11 protein-coding genes and 1 CRISPR repeat array are annotated in these 16398 nt (G+C 36.4%); of the genes, 1 reads left to right on the forward strand and 10 read right to left on the reverse strand.

Annotation, left to right across the window (positions count from 1 at the left end; translation table 11 throughout):
- Positions 1 to 161: 161 nt before the first annotated feature.
- A CRISPR array of direct repeats spans positions 162 to 5127; the repeat unit is 30 nt; unit sequence GTTTCAATTCCTCATAGGAAGTCTATCAAC.
- Between the two features lie 198 nt (positions 5128 to 5325).
- The 9 genes from cas2 to AN619_RS16505 all read right to left on the reverse strand — a co-directional run bounded on the left by cas2 (position 5326) and on the right by AN619_RS16505 (position 14362).
- A complete protein-coding gene (gene cas2 / locus AN619_RS11940; RefSeq protein ID WP_068557268.1) occupies positions 5326 to 5589 on the reverse strand; it encodes a CRISPR-associated endonuclease Cas2 in 264 nt (87 codons plus the stop codon).
- Positions 5590 to 5601: 12 nt separating this feature from the next.
- Positions 5602 to 6594 (reverse strand): type I-B CRISPR-associated endonuclease Cas1b, encoded by a 993-nt coding sequence (cas1b, locus tag AN619_RS11945; RefSeq protein ID WP_068557270.1) that lies wholly within the window; start codon positions 6592 to 6594, stop codon positions 5602 to 5604.
- 12 nt (positions 6595 to 6606) lie between these two features.
- The gene (gene cas4 / locus AN619_RS11950) at positions 6607 to 7131 is read right to left on the reverse strand and encodes a CRISPR-associated protein Cas4 (RefSeq protein ID WP_330382083.1); all 525 of its coding nucleotides are present in this window, start codon (positions 7129 to 7131) and stop codon (positions 6607 to 6609) included.
- 11 nt (positions 7132 to 7142) lie between these two features.
- Positions 7143 to 7913, reverse strand: coding sequence for a CRISPR-associated endoribonuclease Cas6 (gene cas6 / locus AN619_RS11955; protein WP_068557272.1), 771 nt, complete (start codon positions 7911 to 7913; stop codon positions 7143 to 7145).
- Positions 7914 to 7935: 22 nt separating this feature from the next.
- On the reverse strand, positions 7936 to 10443 hold the full coding sequence (locus AN619_RS11960; protein ID WP_068557274.1) for a CRISPR-associated helicase/endonuclease Cas3: 2508 nt from the start codon (positions 10441 to 10443) through the stop codon (positions 7936 to 7938).
- Positions 10421 to 11230 carry a type I-B CRISPR-associated protein Cas5b gene (gene cas5b, locus AN619_RS11965; RefSeq protein ID WP_068557277.1) on the reverse strand — a complete coding sequence of 270 codons (810 nt, stop codon included), beginning with the start codon at positions 11228 to 11230 and terminating at the stop codon, positions 10421 to 10423. The genes AN619_RS11960 and cas5b overlap by 23 nt, the downstream gene beginning before the upstream one ends.
- 12 nt (positions 11231 to 11242) lie before the next feature.
- Complete coding sequence (gene cas7b / locus AN619_RS11970) at positions 11243 to 12184, reverse strand: type I-B CRISPR-associated protein Cas7/Csh2 (protein WP_068557279.1); 942 nt, start codon at positions 12182 to 12184, stop codon at positions 11243 to 11245.
- The gene (locus AN619_RS11975; RefSeq protein WP_068557281.1) at positions 12168 to 14108 is read right to left on the reverse strand and encodes a TIGR02556 family CRISPR-associated protein; all 1941 of its coding nucleotides are present in this window, start codon (positions 14106 to 14108) and stop codon (positions 12168 to 12170) included. Before AN619_RS11975 ends, cas7b begins: the two co-directional genes overlap by 17 nt.
- A 128-nt stretch (positions 14109 to 14236) precedes the next feature.
- Positions 14237 to 14362, reverse strand: a complete 126-nt coding sequence (locus tag AN619_RS16505; RefSeq protein WP_278279903.1) for a hypothetical protein — start codon at positions 14360 to 14362, stop codon at positions 14237 to 14239.
- A gap of 596 nt (positions 14363 to 14958) precedes the next feature.
- On the opposite strand from AN619_RS16505, the gene AN619_RS11980 reads away from it, so the two are divergent.
- Positions 14959 to 15153 carry a hypothetical protein gene (locus AN619_RS11980; RefSeq protein ID WP_068557283.1) on the forward strand — a complete coding sequence of 65 codons (195 nt, stop codon included), beginning with the start codon at positions 14959 to 14961 and terminating at the stop codon, positions 15151 to 15153.
- Positions 15154 to 15286: 133 nt separating this feature from the next.
- Here AN619_RS11980 and AN619_RS11985 read toward each other — a convergent pair whose 3' ends face one another.
- Entirely contained in the window at positions 15287 to 15754 is a 468-nt protein-coding gene (locus tag AN619_RS11985) for a QueT transporter family protein (RefSeq protein ID WP_068557285.1), read from the reverse strand.
- Between the last annotated feature and the right edge of the window lie 644 nt (positions 15755 to 16398).

A 16398-nucleotide genomic window follows, 5' to 3' on the forward strand; every position in this document is an offset into this window, starting at 1 on the left:
GGGACTTTGCCTCCGGCTTCCTTCAGATTCCACCTCACGATGGACACCCTTGCCTTTGGCTAATGGTTCCCACTGCCAAGCCCATAGCGGACTTTCACCGCCAAGTTACTGCCCATGCCGGGCGCACGAAAAACAAGGGCATGAAATTGCCCTTACAAAAGGTTTCAATTCCTCATAGGAAGTCTATCAACAGATAGCTATGCAAATAATAGATTGTTTTCATACATGTTTCAATTCCTCATAGGAAGTCTATCAACCTCTGAGTTCAAACTCAACATCGTACACAACAGTGCAGTTTCAATTCCTCATAGGAAGTCTATCAACCTAGCGCTGGTCACAGAGGCAGAAAAGCAGTACGGGTTTCAATTCCTCATAGGAAGTCTATCAACTCACCTGTTTTTTCAACGCTTATAATAGGGTTAATTGGGTTTCAATTCCTCATAGGAAGTCTATCAACTGAATTATTAGAGCAAATCGCAAAAGACTTAGGTTATCTCGTTTCAATTCCTCATAGGAAGTCTATCAACGTACTTCCGCTTTTGTTTTACCGGAAGCTTGAGCAAGAGTTTCAATTCCTCATAGGAAGTCTATCAACTCATGCAGTTCTCTTCTTGCCTCAGGCATCTTCTTCAAGTTTCAATTCCTCATAGGAAGTCTATCAACTTAAAACCTCCAATATTATATTGATATTTTGGGCATTTGTTTCAATTCCTCATAGGAAGTCTATCAACCTATCTTTGGTTTATTCATTTTGACCCCCCGATTCATGTTTCAATTCCTCATAGGAAGTCTATCAACTTGACGAAGCGATTAAAAACACAAAACCGATCAACAGTTTCAATTCCTCATAGGAAGTCTATCAACTTCAAGATATTATTAAAAATGAGGAAAAGAAATGTGAGTTTCAATTCCTCATAGGAAGTCTATCAACATTATCTCTGTTTTGGTTGCTTAATTCGATTCTAGATAGTTTCAATTCCTCATAGGAAGTCTATCAACAGAACGGATTGTATCTCAATAAACTAGTATTGAATTTGTTTCAATTCCTCATAGGAAGTCTATCAACCATACGCTACAGCTTGCTAATGCTAGCTGTACTATTTCGTTTCAATTCCTCATAGGAAGTCTATCAACCTTCCCTTTGTCTTACGCCCCATTCCAGGGCGTCCTCGTTTCAATTCCTCATAGGAAGTCTATCAACTTTTCGTTAGTCGGTGCATTTTAGACTGGCTACTTAGTTTCAATTCCTCATAGGAAGTCTATCAACGCGGGCGCCTGGGACTACTAAAAAGGGGGTAAAAAGTTTCAATTCCTCATAGGAAGTCTATCAACCAAAATCATTTTTAACATCATTGTTTGTGTATTCTATAGTTTCAATTCCTCATAGGAAGTCTATCAACCAAACTCTACAAACTTTCCATCATGTATGATAGCAATGTTTCAATTCCTCATAGGAAGTCTATCAACACTCCACATTCAGGACATATCCATTCTCTATCTGAGTTTCAATTCCTCATAGGAAGTCTATCAACAATCATATATATTAGCAATATTTAGTATCAGTTCTTTGTTTCAATTCCTCATAGGAAGTCTATCAACGAAAAGAACAGGAGGATAAGGAAAGAGAAACATATAAGTTTCAATTCCTCATAGGAAGTCTATCAACTTCGCTAAGTCAATATTACACAAGCGAACAATTGTCGTTTCAATTCCTCATAGGAAGTCTATCAACCATATTCAAAATGACAACATCCCATTTCTAGATATAGTTTCAATTCCTCATAGGAAGTCTATCAACCCTGTTCGGAGACTGGATACCCGACGAGTGGATCAAGTTTCAATTCCTCATAGGAAGTCTATCAACTAGTACAACACAGAAAACTTATTATTTTTTATTCAATAGTTTCAATTCCTCATAGGAAGTCTATCAACATGATCAGGCAAAATATGGAATGTACGATAAAAACAAGTTTCAATTCCTCATAGGAAGTCTATCAACGATTTGCCGAACAAGTAGGTGGTACTATTCAAAATTGTTTCAATTCCTCATAGGAAGTCTATCAACACAAAAATTTGATGTGCTAATTGTAGATTATTTGCAATGTTTCAATTCCTCATAGGAAGTCTATCAACAATCTGCCATAAATCAGCCTGGGATTCTTCTACTCCGTTTCAATTCCTCATAGGAAGTCTATCAACTTCCAGTGGTGGCGATGTCTTTGAATCTATCGCTAGTTTCAATTCCTCATAGGAAGTCTATCAACTCGGAAGAAGATAGTGCATTTATACAGTACCAAAGCAGTTTCAATTCCTCATAGGAAGTCTATCAACTGATTAATAGAGAATATGCCTGTCAAGAATGTGGCTGTTTCAATTCCTCATAGGAAGTCTATCAACTGTACTGTCGTGAGAGAGTCTGAAAACCACTTTCCCCCGTTTCAATTCCTCATAGGAAGTCTATCAACCCAGGTGATGATGTGGTTTGTATGATGGTTGAGGTATAGTTTCAATTCCTCATAGGAAGTCTATCAATATTATCTTTTAGGTCTCGTTGAAAACCCTGACGAAAGTTTCAATTCCTCATAGGAAGTCTATCAACATGTGTGTGTGGAAGAACTTGCAACCGAAGTGTACTAGTTTCAATTCCTCATAGGAAGTCTATCAACGATTTGCCGAACAAGTAGGTGGTACTATTCAAAATTGTTTCAATTCCTCATAGGAAGTCTATCAACGATTTGCCGAACAAGTAGGTGGTACTATTCAAAATTGTTTCAATTCCTCATAGGAAGTCTATCAACGATTTGCCGAACAAGTAGGTGGTACTATTCAAAATTGTTTCAATTCCTCATAGGAAGTCTATCAACGATTTGCCGAACAAGTAGGTGGTACTATTCAAAATTGTTTCAATTCCTCATAGGAAGTCTATCAACACAAAAATTTGATGTGCTAATTGTAGATTATTTGCAATGTTTCAATTCCTCATAGGAAGTCTATCAACAATCTGCCATAAATCAGCCTGGGATTCTTCTACTCCGTTTCAATTCCTCATAGGAAGTCTATCAACTTCCAGTGGTGGCGATGTCTTTGAATCTATCGCTAGTTTCAATTCCTCATAGGAAGTCTATCAACTCGGAAGAAGATAGTGCATTTATACAGTACCAAAGCAGTTTCAATTCCTCATAGGAAGTCTATCAACTGATTAATAGAGAATATGCCTGTCAAGAATGTGGCTGTTTCAATTCCTCATAGGAAGTCTATCAACGGAGATTGTCCTAACCCGCCTTACGAAAAAAGAAGAGAGTTTCAATTCCTCATAGGAAGTCTATCAACGGGGAGAAGCGTGAACATCTATGAAAGCCCTGAACTATGTTTCAATTCCTCATAGGAAGTCTATCAACTTCTGGCGCCAATGTCCATATCGTCCCAATTTTCAGGGTTTCAATTCCTCATAGGAAGTCTATCAACCAAAATGAAAGACTTGGGATTCTAAGTACACATTTGTTTCAATTCCTCATAGGAAGTCTATCAACCTAAAATCTTCCCACAAACAACTTATTTGACAGCCGAGTTTCAATTCCTCATAGGAAGTCTATCAACCTAAAATCTTCCCACAAACAACTTATTTGACAGCCGAGTTTCAATTCCTCATAGGAAGTCTATCAACTGAGAGAACCTACATTGCGAAGCAGTATGCAAACGGGTTTCAATTCCTCATAGGAAGTCTATCAACAGGTCCCTCAAATTCTATTTTGAGTCTGGATATAAGGTTTCAATTCCTCATAGGAAGTCTATCAACTTTATGAATTACAGCAGCTGGCCTTTCTTTCCTGGTGTTTCAATTCCTCATAGGAAGTCTATCAACGGCCAATTAGTGAATATTCCTGGTGGGGTGATGAAGGTTTCAATTCCTCATAGGAAGTCTATCAACTGCAGGCATGGCAAGAGTTTTACTTCGAAATGAAGCGTTTCAATTCCTCATAGGAAGTCTATCAACCAGATCCAAAGAAAAGGAAGCCGAAGAGTGTTTCGAAGTTTCAATTCCTCATAGGAAGTCTATCAACATTCAACAAAAGCTTGAGGAAAGGCTGGAACATGAAAGTTTCAATTCCTCATAGGAAGTCTATCAACTTTTCAGGTATTTTATAATCTTTTGGTCTTGATTATGTTTCAATTCCTCATAGGAAGTCTATCAACGTCTGAATGACCACTTCAATTCTTGGTTGTTCTGAGGTTTCAATTCCTCATAGGAAGTCTATCAACCACCGTTATCATTTCTGAATTTTCCCTTTGAGTCAGTTTCAATTCCTCATAGGAAGTCTATCAACCTTTCCATACTCCTTGCGGATTTCGTCATTCGTAGCGGTTTCAATTCCTCATAGGAAGTCTATCAACTACCTCATCTGCTATGGGTGAGGCTATGCTCAAGAGTTTCAATTCCTCATAGGAAGTCTATCAACGCTTTCCGTCTATTACCATGTAGGGCATTACATCATGGTTTCAATTCCTCATAGGAAGTCTATCAACTGAATTCACGCACCTGGTTGTTTGGAAGATTGACCGAAGTTTCAATTCCTCATAGGAAGTCTATCAACGTCCAAAAATTTACTCATCGTCGCTACCTCCTCTTAAGTTTCAATTCCTCATAGGAAGTCTATCAACGCAGAAATGGTTCCACCGTAAAACGTCCTGTGAGCAGTTTCAATTCCTCATAGGAAGTCTATCAACTTCCGGCCATTCTAACGATAATTGCTTCACCGGAAGAGTTTCAATTCCTCATAGGAAGTCTATCAACCTATACCCTCTCTCCCTGGCTGCCATCTGTACTGCGTTTCAATTCCTCATAGGAAGTCTATCAACGAACCGCCTTATGTATGTATTCACTGTGGAAGCATTGACGGTTTCAATTCCTCATAGGAAGTCTATCAACATGAATGAATCTATCCAAATAACTTTTCCGCTTTTGGTTTCAATTCCTCATAGGAAGTCTATCAACTCTTTGTTTTCTTATCATGGGTTCAGTTAATGCATCGTTTCAATTCCTCATAGGAAGTCTATCAACAAAATTCATAAGCATCTATAGGATCTACCATTTCAAGGGTTTCAATTCCTCATAGGAAGTCTATCAACCCATTAAAAAGCTTGAAAATACCCGATATTCAAATTAAGATAATTTGAAGTTAAGTTCGAGTAAAAAATGTAATTGTTGAAAAACACGGATTTGTTCATTTATACTTTGTCGTCGATCTCCAGGCTTTTTTACATTATTGGGGATCGACGACATTTTTATATTCATCTTAGTGTTTCTTTTCTCTTATAATTTAACAGTTATAGGATGTTTTCCTCCCCGCCTTTTTTAATCCCCAAAGTTTCAATAGCTGAATATCGAGTGGTTCTAAATCTGTAGATAATTATGGAATCTGTATCCCTATGGATGATTTTCTCCAATTCTGTTTTTAATTTCACCAGATTTGCCTCTGTAATTTCGCCCTCTAAAACAGAATTCTGCACCCAATACAAGTATTTCCTACATGTCTTCAGCACCTTGGCAACCCTTTTCTGTTCTACATCGTATACCAGTATTACAAACATCAGATCAGCCCCTTACCATCTGGACACATAAGGAGTATACGCTTCTTCTCCCATCAAGTGTTTTTCCAGCTTATACAACTCCATCCGGATCAATCTCCTATAGGAAACCTCTCGTCCCAACAGCCTGTGTTTAATGGTAGTCTTCATCCGTTTATCAAACTCTTCTACAAAACGCTTTCTTCCCTGTTCTTTTAGCAAAACACCTTCTAGATCATCATCAAAATCGCTCTTTTTCAGCATGTTTTTACCCAGCAGTGTAAAGATAATTCTATCAACAATAATAGGCTTGAAGATTTCCGCTATGTCTAGATTTAAGGTGAATCGTCTGAAGTTGGTAGTATGTAGATATCCAATCCTTGGGTCCAGATGAGTTTTATAGATTTCCCCTAGTACCAGTACATACAACATGGAATTGCCAAAACTGATTAGTGCATTCAGATGATTCTTGGGGGGCCTTTTGGTCCGCTGTTCAAATCTAAAATCCTCATTCTCGATAATCCGATCGAAAGCCTTGTAATAGGCCTCTCGAATATTTCCTTCCACCCCCATCAGTTCACTGGTATTCTGACAATGGCTAATTCCTTGACGAAGCTGTTGAATGCTTTCTTCAATATCAGAAACCTCTTTTTCCCTGCTACTATAGTATTTTACCACATTTATCATATTTTGGGCACTACCTTCTACAATTTTGGATGCGATTAGCTGTCTTTTTCCTTCCTCTAGATAATGCTCAGCTTGCTTTAGGGTCATGTACCCTGAATTCAGGTGTTCCCTGGGGTAATAGGAACCAGTGTAGTATCCGTAATAATTAAAGAAATGGAGGATAATTTCCTTTTGGGACATGTAGTCCAAAAACTTCTTATTCAGCTCCACTTCCCCGAAAATAAAAATGTCACTGATATCTTCAATTGGCAATACCTTTCTATCTTCTTCTGTTTCAAAAGCTATGGTATTGTCCTTTCTCTTTAATACGCCATCATTAAAAATATAGATAGTCTTTTTCATTCCCATTCCCCCTTAGGACCAACAGAATTCGTTGTAACCACAGTTTCGACAGTAGGATATCTTCTCAGGTGGCTGAGGTTTTGGTTCATAGATAATCCGTAGAATATCCCTTACCACTTTGTCCAACTCTACTTTAACAGTATCTGTCAGAACAACCTCTTCTTTTTTCTTTTCCTTGGGGAACATCAAAACCCCGCTTCCCTTGATCCCCTTCTGCTCTAATTCATATAGATAATAGGCTAGCTGCATTCTGGCACTATCTATAAATTTAGAACTCTTTTTCACTTCACCGATAACAATCTGTCCTTGCTCTTTCCTGAATACATCCAACTTGATATTTCCCAAGGATATTTCCTTTCTATCCCGCTGATAGCTTTGCTCCTGTATAAATCTTCCCAGATCAATATATTGATTGTCCTGGTCTGCAACAATGCCATGGGCCATCAACCACACTTCTCGTTTGCAAATATAATAATACCAGATAAGGGTGCCGGTTACTTTTAGGTCTTCCATAGACTTCACCGCCGTTTCATGCAATAGATCATCTCTTATATTATGTGAAAATCCTTCTTTCCATCAGATTTAGCAATCTGTACACAGCCAAAACCTTGGCTGTTTTTGCTGCCTATTCCAGATTCCAAAGCCATCGTTATCAGTTGTTTATTTCCGCATAATAAAAATTTGCCAGAATACCCTTTTATAAAAATGCCCTTATAATTCACCACATGTTGGCGTATTTTTCCCAATGGATGAATGATAAAAAAACTATCTTCCACCTCTTGTCCATAAAATGCTTGATATTTTTTGCAAAGATTTGCCGTAATCAACTCCTGAAATTCTTTATCTTTCGGATGAAAATAACAGGTATATTTACTGCCCTCAGCTTTATATAACGTGCTGTAAGCTGTTACCGGCGAAAGAGTTTGGACAACCACTTTATCCTCTATTTCAGGGGATTTTTCTATACAGATATTTTGTACTTCTAAGCATTGATCTCCTATAAAAATATTCTGATTCAGAAGAAATGAATTGCTCAACTGCCTTAAAAATATTTCCATTGGAGAAGAAATATACAAAACTACCTGATTCTCAAAAATAATTTCTTTTTTCCCTAAAGCAATTTTATAATTTCCGATCAATTGAGAAAAACAAAACATTTTGAATTGTCTCTTCTCTAGTTGAAAGCCTTTTTCATGAAGAAATCTGGCCAAATCCCCTTCTAATAATTTATAGATCAATCCCTGTAAATAATAGTTATATTGAAGGGGAAGGCGAATTTCTTTTTTATTCCGAGCTTGCATTGTGATTTTCAAATACATTTCTCATCCTCCAGTTCAATTTCTAAATACACCATGTATCTGCATCATCAGTCTTTCTAATAAAACCGATGCCATTCTTCTCATAATAAAATTCTAGTGACTGATCAGGTTTATAAATATTTCCTTTTTCATAATGTCTAAAAAATTTAGCTCTTTCGTAGGGAATCGAAATCACATAGGCTTGAAAATCTTTTCTGATTTTATAAAAAGCCTCTTTTCGTTTGAAAACATCACTTTCTTCCAAAACTTCCTTCATATATTGATTCCATATCGCCGCTGCACTATTTCCTTTTTCATCAACCTCATCCAATTCAATGAAACAAGGACACATATCTAATCGTTCCTTTATCAGGCGAAAATCAGAAACAGTAATTTCTCCTTTCTTTTTGTTTTCTACTTTGTACATAAAATTTCTTAATGCCTTTTCAAGATATTTGGATACTTCTGTATTTGTTTTTCTGGCCTTTTCCCTGAAAAAATCTTCAATCCACTGATAATATTGTTTTTCTTCTATAATACCTGTTACCATTTCTTTTGCTATTGATGTATGAATATCACCATATACCATAGCACAATCACTTATATGACTACGTCGGATCGGTAAAATATGAACTGGTGAAGGAGAAACTTCTTTTTTATAATGGCGATTTGCTCTACCGGCTGCTTGGACAATACTGTCAATCGGGGCTAAATCACGGACTACTGCGTCAAAGTCCAAATTTACACCAGCCTCCACCACCTGCGTAGATACTAAGATTAATGGCTCTCCTCGATCCAACATTTCTTTAATTTTCCCAATAAGCTGAATCCGTTCATAGGGTGTAACATTTGTTGACAAATAAAATATTTCTATTCCATCGTAGTATGCATTTTGGGTCAAATAGCGATAAATTTCTATAGAAGTCTGTATGGTATTGAATAGTAGCAAATAAGAATTCCCAAGTTGATATAGCTTCTCAAAAGCAGACTTCCACTCCTCAATAGAGAAGAAGACATCCGTGTCATGTTCAGGAAAGTGCCTGATGATTTTTGTACGATTTAATCTGGAGTAATATTCTTGAATTTTTTCCTGTGGCAGCCATTCTCTCGCCTGTCCTTGTGTAAATATCAACGGTTTTGTAGCAGTCAGCAACAATATATAGCAACCCATGTATTTGCTTATCATCGTAAAGATGTTCTCAAGCAATGGCCAATACTCTGCGGGAACATTTTGAACTTCATCCAGAATAATAATGCTTCCTGCAATTTGATGAAATTTTTTTAAATAGCTATTTTTATAGCCTATCAGCGTGTGCAACAACTGATAAAATGTTGTCACTATAATTTCAGATTCCCAACTCTCCATCAATAAAACCGATTCTTCAATAGGCTTATCTTGATTATTTTCCTTGTATCCAATTTCTGCCAAATGGTGGTGTTTCAATAAAAACATACTTTCTGAATAGGAAAAATCCTCTATCTGCTTTAAAACGCTTTCGTATACATGAAAATTCTGGTCAATAATACTAGTAAAGGGCAGACTATAGATAACCCTAGGCATATAAAGCTTGTGTTCTTTAATCATTTCCCTCATTTTTAAAGCTATAGATAAAGATGTCAGCGTTTTCCCTGATCCTGTTGGAGAGGTCATGGTATAAATCCGCTGTTGAAGATCAAAAAATTTTATACATTGGTTAGCTGTTCTAAAAAAATCTTCACGGATGAAATCTAGAACATTTTCATTTCTTTTGTGTAATTCCCTTTCTACGTAGTTCACTACCAAGTCCCTTGGTATCTCTCTCCTCTCCACAAAAGATATATCAGCTGCGCTGTGCTTGTCTCCATCCAATAGCAAAGAATACAGCAGCTGTAGAAAAATAAAACACTGATTCCTGCATTCATCCTCTTCGTTCAAATAATCGTTTTTTAATCTGTTCAACTCTTGAACCAATTTTTCAAACCCATTCACAAACATATCTAACGAAATCTCACTTTCCATCAATTCATGATAGATTGCTTCTACAATCTCTTTCCTTTGTAACAGGTCTTTGGTCTGTGTATGAAATAATTCAATCTTATCTTTTCCGTTGCAATCTAGGCTGGCAATCAAAAGCATTTCATCATCTGATAATAAATCCTCATCCAGTATCGCTTCTAGCGAACCTAAATCATTATGATGATAGTAGACAACAAAATATCCCAGCAAGGGAGCATATTTCGTCCATGATTTGCTCTTTTGATTTTTAGAATCCTTTAATTCTTCCTGTATTATATATGCTGTCCATAAAGAAGAAATAAAAGAATGATAATGATATGGGGGCCTTCCCTTTCCATCTATCAAATAACTTTGAAAAAAGGAGGTACATTTCCCAAAATCATGCCCATAGGCGATTAGTCTTCCGATTTTTCTAATCCAGTAATCATCATCAGTGCAAGGAAGGGGTGAACACTGATTAACCCCTTCCCCAACCTCCTTCAAATGTCGAATCAATTCTTTTTGATATGCTATATTGCCTGCTTCATCTTTTTTAATATGGGAATAAATTTTCATAACTTGTTACCTCCTGAAGCCAAGAGATATTTTTTTCCTCCCCATTCACTTGTAGTTTTATGACAGGAATATTGAATTTTGCTGTAATCCCCTTCCCCTCTTGCTCATAAACAAAAGAGCCCGAGGACGTCAGTAGCCTAGTTTCATCAAATTCTACAGGTACTAATTCCTTTATATAACTTACCGCCTTGTCAAAATTCAATTCTAAAGAACCTTTCTCTATATAATCCACATTACACACTGTATCTAACGTAACAAGCTGTCCTGGCGGAATAATGCTCAACTGCTCTGCAAATATCTCCGTTACAAAGGTTAGTTTGCCTGTACATTCGGTGACTCCTAAATATGGAGGGTATACATAGGTATGGTTTTGCAACCTTTCCTTTAATTCTGTATATATTTTTTTATCCCTATGGGTCAAATACAGACGATATCTTAACTTGCTGTATATATTGTCATCTATTTTTTTTCCGACAACCAATTCAAAAGGGACTTGGGTTGACCCTTTTACTTTATTTACATCCCCCAAGGAAGTGACAAATACATAATTTACAGTCTGTATCAATTTCCTTACAGGGTAACATATTTCTACTGCACTTCGAAAATCCTTTCCCGACAAAATACTATAATACTGATCCCTTTCTATACCCATAATCCCAGCCACTAAACCTGCAATCGTTGTGGGAGGTGGGAATGCATAGGATAGGGAAGAAGAATTAGTATAAAATTTTCGAAAATGAGCAAAGGTCCCTTCTAGATCACATACCAATATGTTCGTGTGATTCAAATCAAACACCTCCTAAAGAGGCAACGCTTGTAATTTAGAGGTCAATTCATCTCCGAATACATGATTCAAAGAACCACTGCCTAAAGCACTTTGCAGCTTCAATTGTTCATGATGCCACCAATAAATGGCTTTGATTTTATCTGCACGCTTGATCAATAAATTTCTCAAATCTTCCAGATCTACTGTATAATCAGAAATATCTCGGATAACAGGATTCTTTAAATTTGGAATATACTCTCTTAGATCGCCAATCAGAAAATCAGGGCTATCATACTCAACTCTCAAATATAGTCTTGGATATTGCCCGATTTTACTGCGTGTAGCCAAAAGGGGAATCGCCTTGATCAGAGCTTCCTCCATTAGTTTCAAGTCTTCTTGCGTCATTCCCGTATGGATAGCTCTTTTTGCACTGACAACTCCATGAAATGCAATGAGAGAATAATATACTCTATAATCCTTTCCAATCGTGGTAGCTTTATCCGCTTCCGAACTGAATCGGGAGGTGATTGTGCTTGAATCCACCAAGGTTACGGGATTTAATGAATAGCCCCAATTGAACTGTACCGGTCCTGTAAAGGTCAGGGACCCGCCCTTTCCTGCGTCGCTTTTTATAGGCATAGTTGCTCCAAAAAGGCGAACATCCAACAGCTGATCTAGCAGCCATTTGACCTCTTCTTCATTCAATTTCTTCATATCTACTTTCCCATCATACTTTTCAAAAATATTTTCAATTCGTTGTGTAGCAGTAACCGGTTTGCCTTCCGGTTGAGCAACAAATATTTCATAGCCTCTTTCTATCAAATAATCCCTAATATATCGTTTTAGACGCACATCACTTACCAAATTAGTGAAAGTTTCATAATCCATTCGAGGCTTGTTCTCATCATCGGCATCTCCATTGGGGTTTGTCAGCTTAGCATCATATAAAAATAAGATGTCACTGTTGTTTATCATTTTCTTTCTCTCCTTCCTGTTTCCTTTGATTAATGGGCCTGCTACCCAAAGCATAGCCAGACAGAATATAAAATACATTCTCCTGTGGAGACAGTTGCCACTTATCCTGATTTCGATCAAACAACATTTTAAAATCGCTGTAAACTGCTTCAATAAAATAGCCCGTTTTTTCATTGGTCATAAGCTTATACTGCTTTAATTTTTCAAATACACTGAGGGTCAGCAGTTGAATCTTATTCAACGTCATTCCTTGAAAATTAATTTTGTTCAAGATTGGTTTTGATGTCAGTCTGTTTTCTTTTTGGGCTTCTCCTATTTCATAGATCAGCTTCCCAAGCAGTATCATTGCAGCCTGTTGTTCATTGTAACCGACTTCTTCAATAAACGCTTTATAACCTGCTCCTATCCTTAATATAGAAGTGTCCATGGCTTCACCTCCCTTTAACACTGATAATTCTTCTAAATATCGAAGCAACACAATTCCCTTTAATACACCCCCGATCATAGCATATTCCTTATCTTGCGGTTTTTTAAGCTGAAAAGAGTCGGTTTGTTCAAGATGGTATACTTTGGCTAACTGCACCAGCTTTTCTATAACCATTTTTTTATCGATCAACTCACCTGTAAAAATTGCATCGTATAATTTTAAAAGTCTTCTGTGCTCTATGGTATCTCGATCCCCTTCATGAATAGGGAACAAATAATAAATTTGTTCAAAAGCCATCATCCACTTTTTGGTATCTCCCTCATCCCACTCAAACCATTTTTCGCCAAACAATTTTCCATTGAGTATCGCACGTTGTATCGCATAAATTCGTGACGGTGCCACATCTTTAATCAAACGGAGTACGCGAAATTCCAGCTGCTGCTTCATGTAGAATAAAAAGTGGAAGGTATACTGATTTGTCATGTCTCTTTTCATCTGTTTTAAATAATCTCGATTAATTTTCTGAGCTTGTTTATAATCGATGATAGTATGGGCATGTAAGTAGGCATTATGAATATCTTCAATTTTCCATCGCATCGTATCCTCATCAAATAACAATTCGGGAAGCATAAGAAATTTCAGCTTGCCAATCGAACCTTTAAATCTTCGCATGGCATAAATTTCTCCTAAGATTAGCTGTCGGTGACATGTCTTACATAGTCTCATGTTCTTGTCAAAATCTTTTAAATAACTGGCGAAATTTACCTTCTGGGTAATATAATAATTCATTTTGAGTTTTCCTGTGTCGGAGGACACAGGCTCTTTTTTATTGCATAAATAACAAATTCCTTTAGCAGCATTTTCAAAGTGAGCCTCTTTCAACCGCCATGCCAGCTCTTGATATTCCTTCCTTTGCTGTATAATCTCCCCATTAATTGTTACAGTCCATAAAGATATGTTCTTGGTTTTGACCTCCCATTTTTTTGTAACATACCCTGTTACCGCCTTTGCTGCTTCACTGACCGTTTTCTTTATATCACCTTCTGAATCCGTAAGAAGTTGGTTCATCGTAGATAACCCCAAATACTTTTCTACATTTAATACATATCTATACCGCTCCTTGTTTTTTTCCTGCTTACCATAGTCGTAATAGAAAGTATTTAGTACCTGCACCAATAGCTCTTTCATTTCTCCATGAGGAATTATCTTTATAAGGGAAGGTATTGACTGGGAAATAATGTAATCTGGCTTTATTCCAGTCAACATCCACTGGAGACTTGCAGGGCCATCAGCAGTACCAATATAAAAATACTTTTTTACGGCTTCCTCTGTTAATGGAAATAACTCAAACCGTATTTGCCCATAATGCAAATCAAAGTCCATGACAACAATTCTGTTTTCTTCCCCTGATTGTACCGGAACAATCAATGCTTCAACCTGGTCCTCCATACTAGATTTTTCCAATGGTACTCCAATTTTTCTGATTGCTTGTATCATTTATTTCACCTCCTAAATAAAATAGGTATAGTTTTTCGAGGAAAAACTGCACATGGAATATACAATTTTTCCTCGCTACTAACTGCTACCCTCTTTCGTATAGCACTTTCCACAGACTGCCGATTTTTTTATTTATTGATGCCTTTTTTTCGCTCAGATTTAGCAGTTGCACTTATCCTCAAGACAAATTTAAATTCTTTTCCAATTTTTTCCTGTTCCGTTTTTACAATATCAGTTTTTTGGGCCTTCTTCATCTTTATTCTCTTTTCTAGTCTTATTACTATTTTTGTTTACAGGTATTATTTATGGTAAAAACTAATTACAATATTTATGATTTCCAAAAATTAAACACAATAAACATAACACACTAATTGATTTTTTTTTTATATTCAAGTAAAATTACTATGATAGTATTCCTATAAGGAATTGAAACTTACTATTTTGTGTTTGACAGGTCATTATATCTGGCAAACTATAACAATTTTATTGTAGCTTACCTACAAGGAATTCCACAGTAAGAAATAATCTTCTTTCCTGCTGTTTTTTTGTTAGTTCAAAATCTAATATCTTTGTCAATTACATTCTACAAAAAAGAAAAATTTCCTTTGTCGGAAAATGGATTTTTTTGTCGATTTATGCATTTTCTTCAATTTTATCTCTATCGTTACTTGGTTCATCTATACAAGATAAGACCACTTTACAAGAAATCATGAATTAACTGGATAAAAACAACAAAATCAGATACCTGAGTCCTAGGAATACTAATTTTACCAACAAAAAACTCTAGGAGGTATCTGATATGATTAGTATATCTAAAGATTCATAGATTTAAACAATAGAGCAATATGTATTGAAATATTGTCACCTTGTTCATTTTCCTACGGAAGAGCTGATAAAAATTACCCCAGATATTGCCATTGCCTTAATTCCTGATACATTGAAGAATTCTACTGTTTTCCTGACCATTGATGATACATTACAGACAAAATTCGGAGATCATTTTGACTGCTATTTTCAGCACTTTGATCATGCCGCTAAAACATGAAATTCATATTTGCCTCCAATAATTTCATCTAACACTTCCTGCACATTTCTATCACTACATTTATCTATAAAATCGAAAAGTCGTCAATCTCCATAGGTTTTTGCACTATTGGGGATGGACGACTTTTTACTCTTTATACCTTAAAAATTCTATCCTTATATTTTTCTAACCCAAGCAGCAATGGATATCCCAATACATAACAAGCTATCATTTGACCCAAAGCTACCCAGGCCATAGTAATAAACAAAGGCAGTTGATACAAGTAATTTAGTATAAACCCTACCACGATTCCATTCACAATCACCGGTGGCAACGGTACCAACCATTTTTTCGGCATTTTATAGGACAAGAACGCCGCCAGCAAAGTTGCCAAACTGCCGAATACAATATCTACCATTCCATTTCCACCATAGATGTTTGCTATGATGCACCCTACAAATAACCCTGGAATCGCTGCCGGAGTAAAGGCTGGTAGAACCGTCAAAGCTTCCGAAATCCTCACCTGGATTTGTCCATAACTAATAGGTGCAAAGGCTATGGTCATCACAGCATAAATAGCGCCAATCAGTGCCGCCTGTACTAAGAAATTTGTTTTTTTCATTGTTTCACTCCTCCGTAGTTTTGTTTATAGTCAGGATGGTTTCGAACTGACTTTGTGCTTTCTCAGTATTTCATAGATTGTCGCAAGCATTGAAAATACTAGAATCACTTTTTATATTTAATCATATTTTTTCACGTTTTGTCAATGACAGATTAGCAAAAGATTAGCAATTTTTTTATCATCCCACTCAAAATCCGGCGCCAGTTTAAAAATCAAAAAGGGAACAAAAAGGGAACAAAAACCTACCGGATGTTTGGTAGGTTTTTCTCTATTCTATAAATAAAGCCTACCGCTATTACTTTTCCCTAAAAACAATAAGCAATCAGCATATTTGCCAACTGCTTATTGCTTCCCGTCTGGAAACGGAATTGCAAATCGTCCTATTATTATTATATCATCTTGGATTAACTGTATTCAATGTAAAAAATAATTTCGTTTGTGTCAAGTAGAAGTTTGCAATTTTTTTTATTGCCTCATCCTGTATAGGATTATAAATGTTATATTATTATAATTTTTCTATATTATTACAAAATCCAAGAAAAAATCTTTATCATTATACCATAAGCACTCTTGTCAAGGCTAAAATGAACGCCGTTACCGGCGGCCTTGACAAGAAGCAAGGCTCTGTGAGCCTATGGTATTTT

The organism is Thermotalea metallivorans (assembly GCF_001562415.1).
Taxonomy (GTDB): Bacteria; Bacillota; Clostridia; order Peptostreptococcales; family Thermotaleaceae; genus Thermotalea; species Thermotalea metallivorans.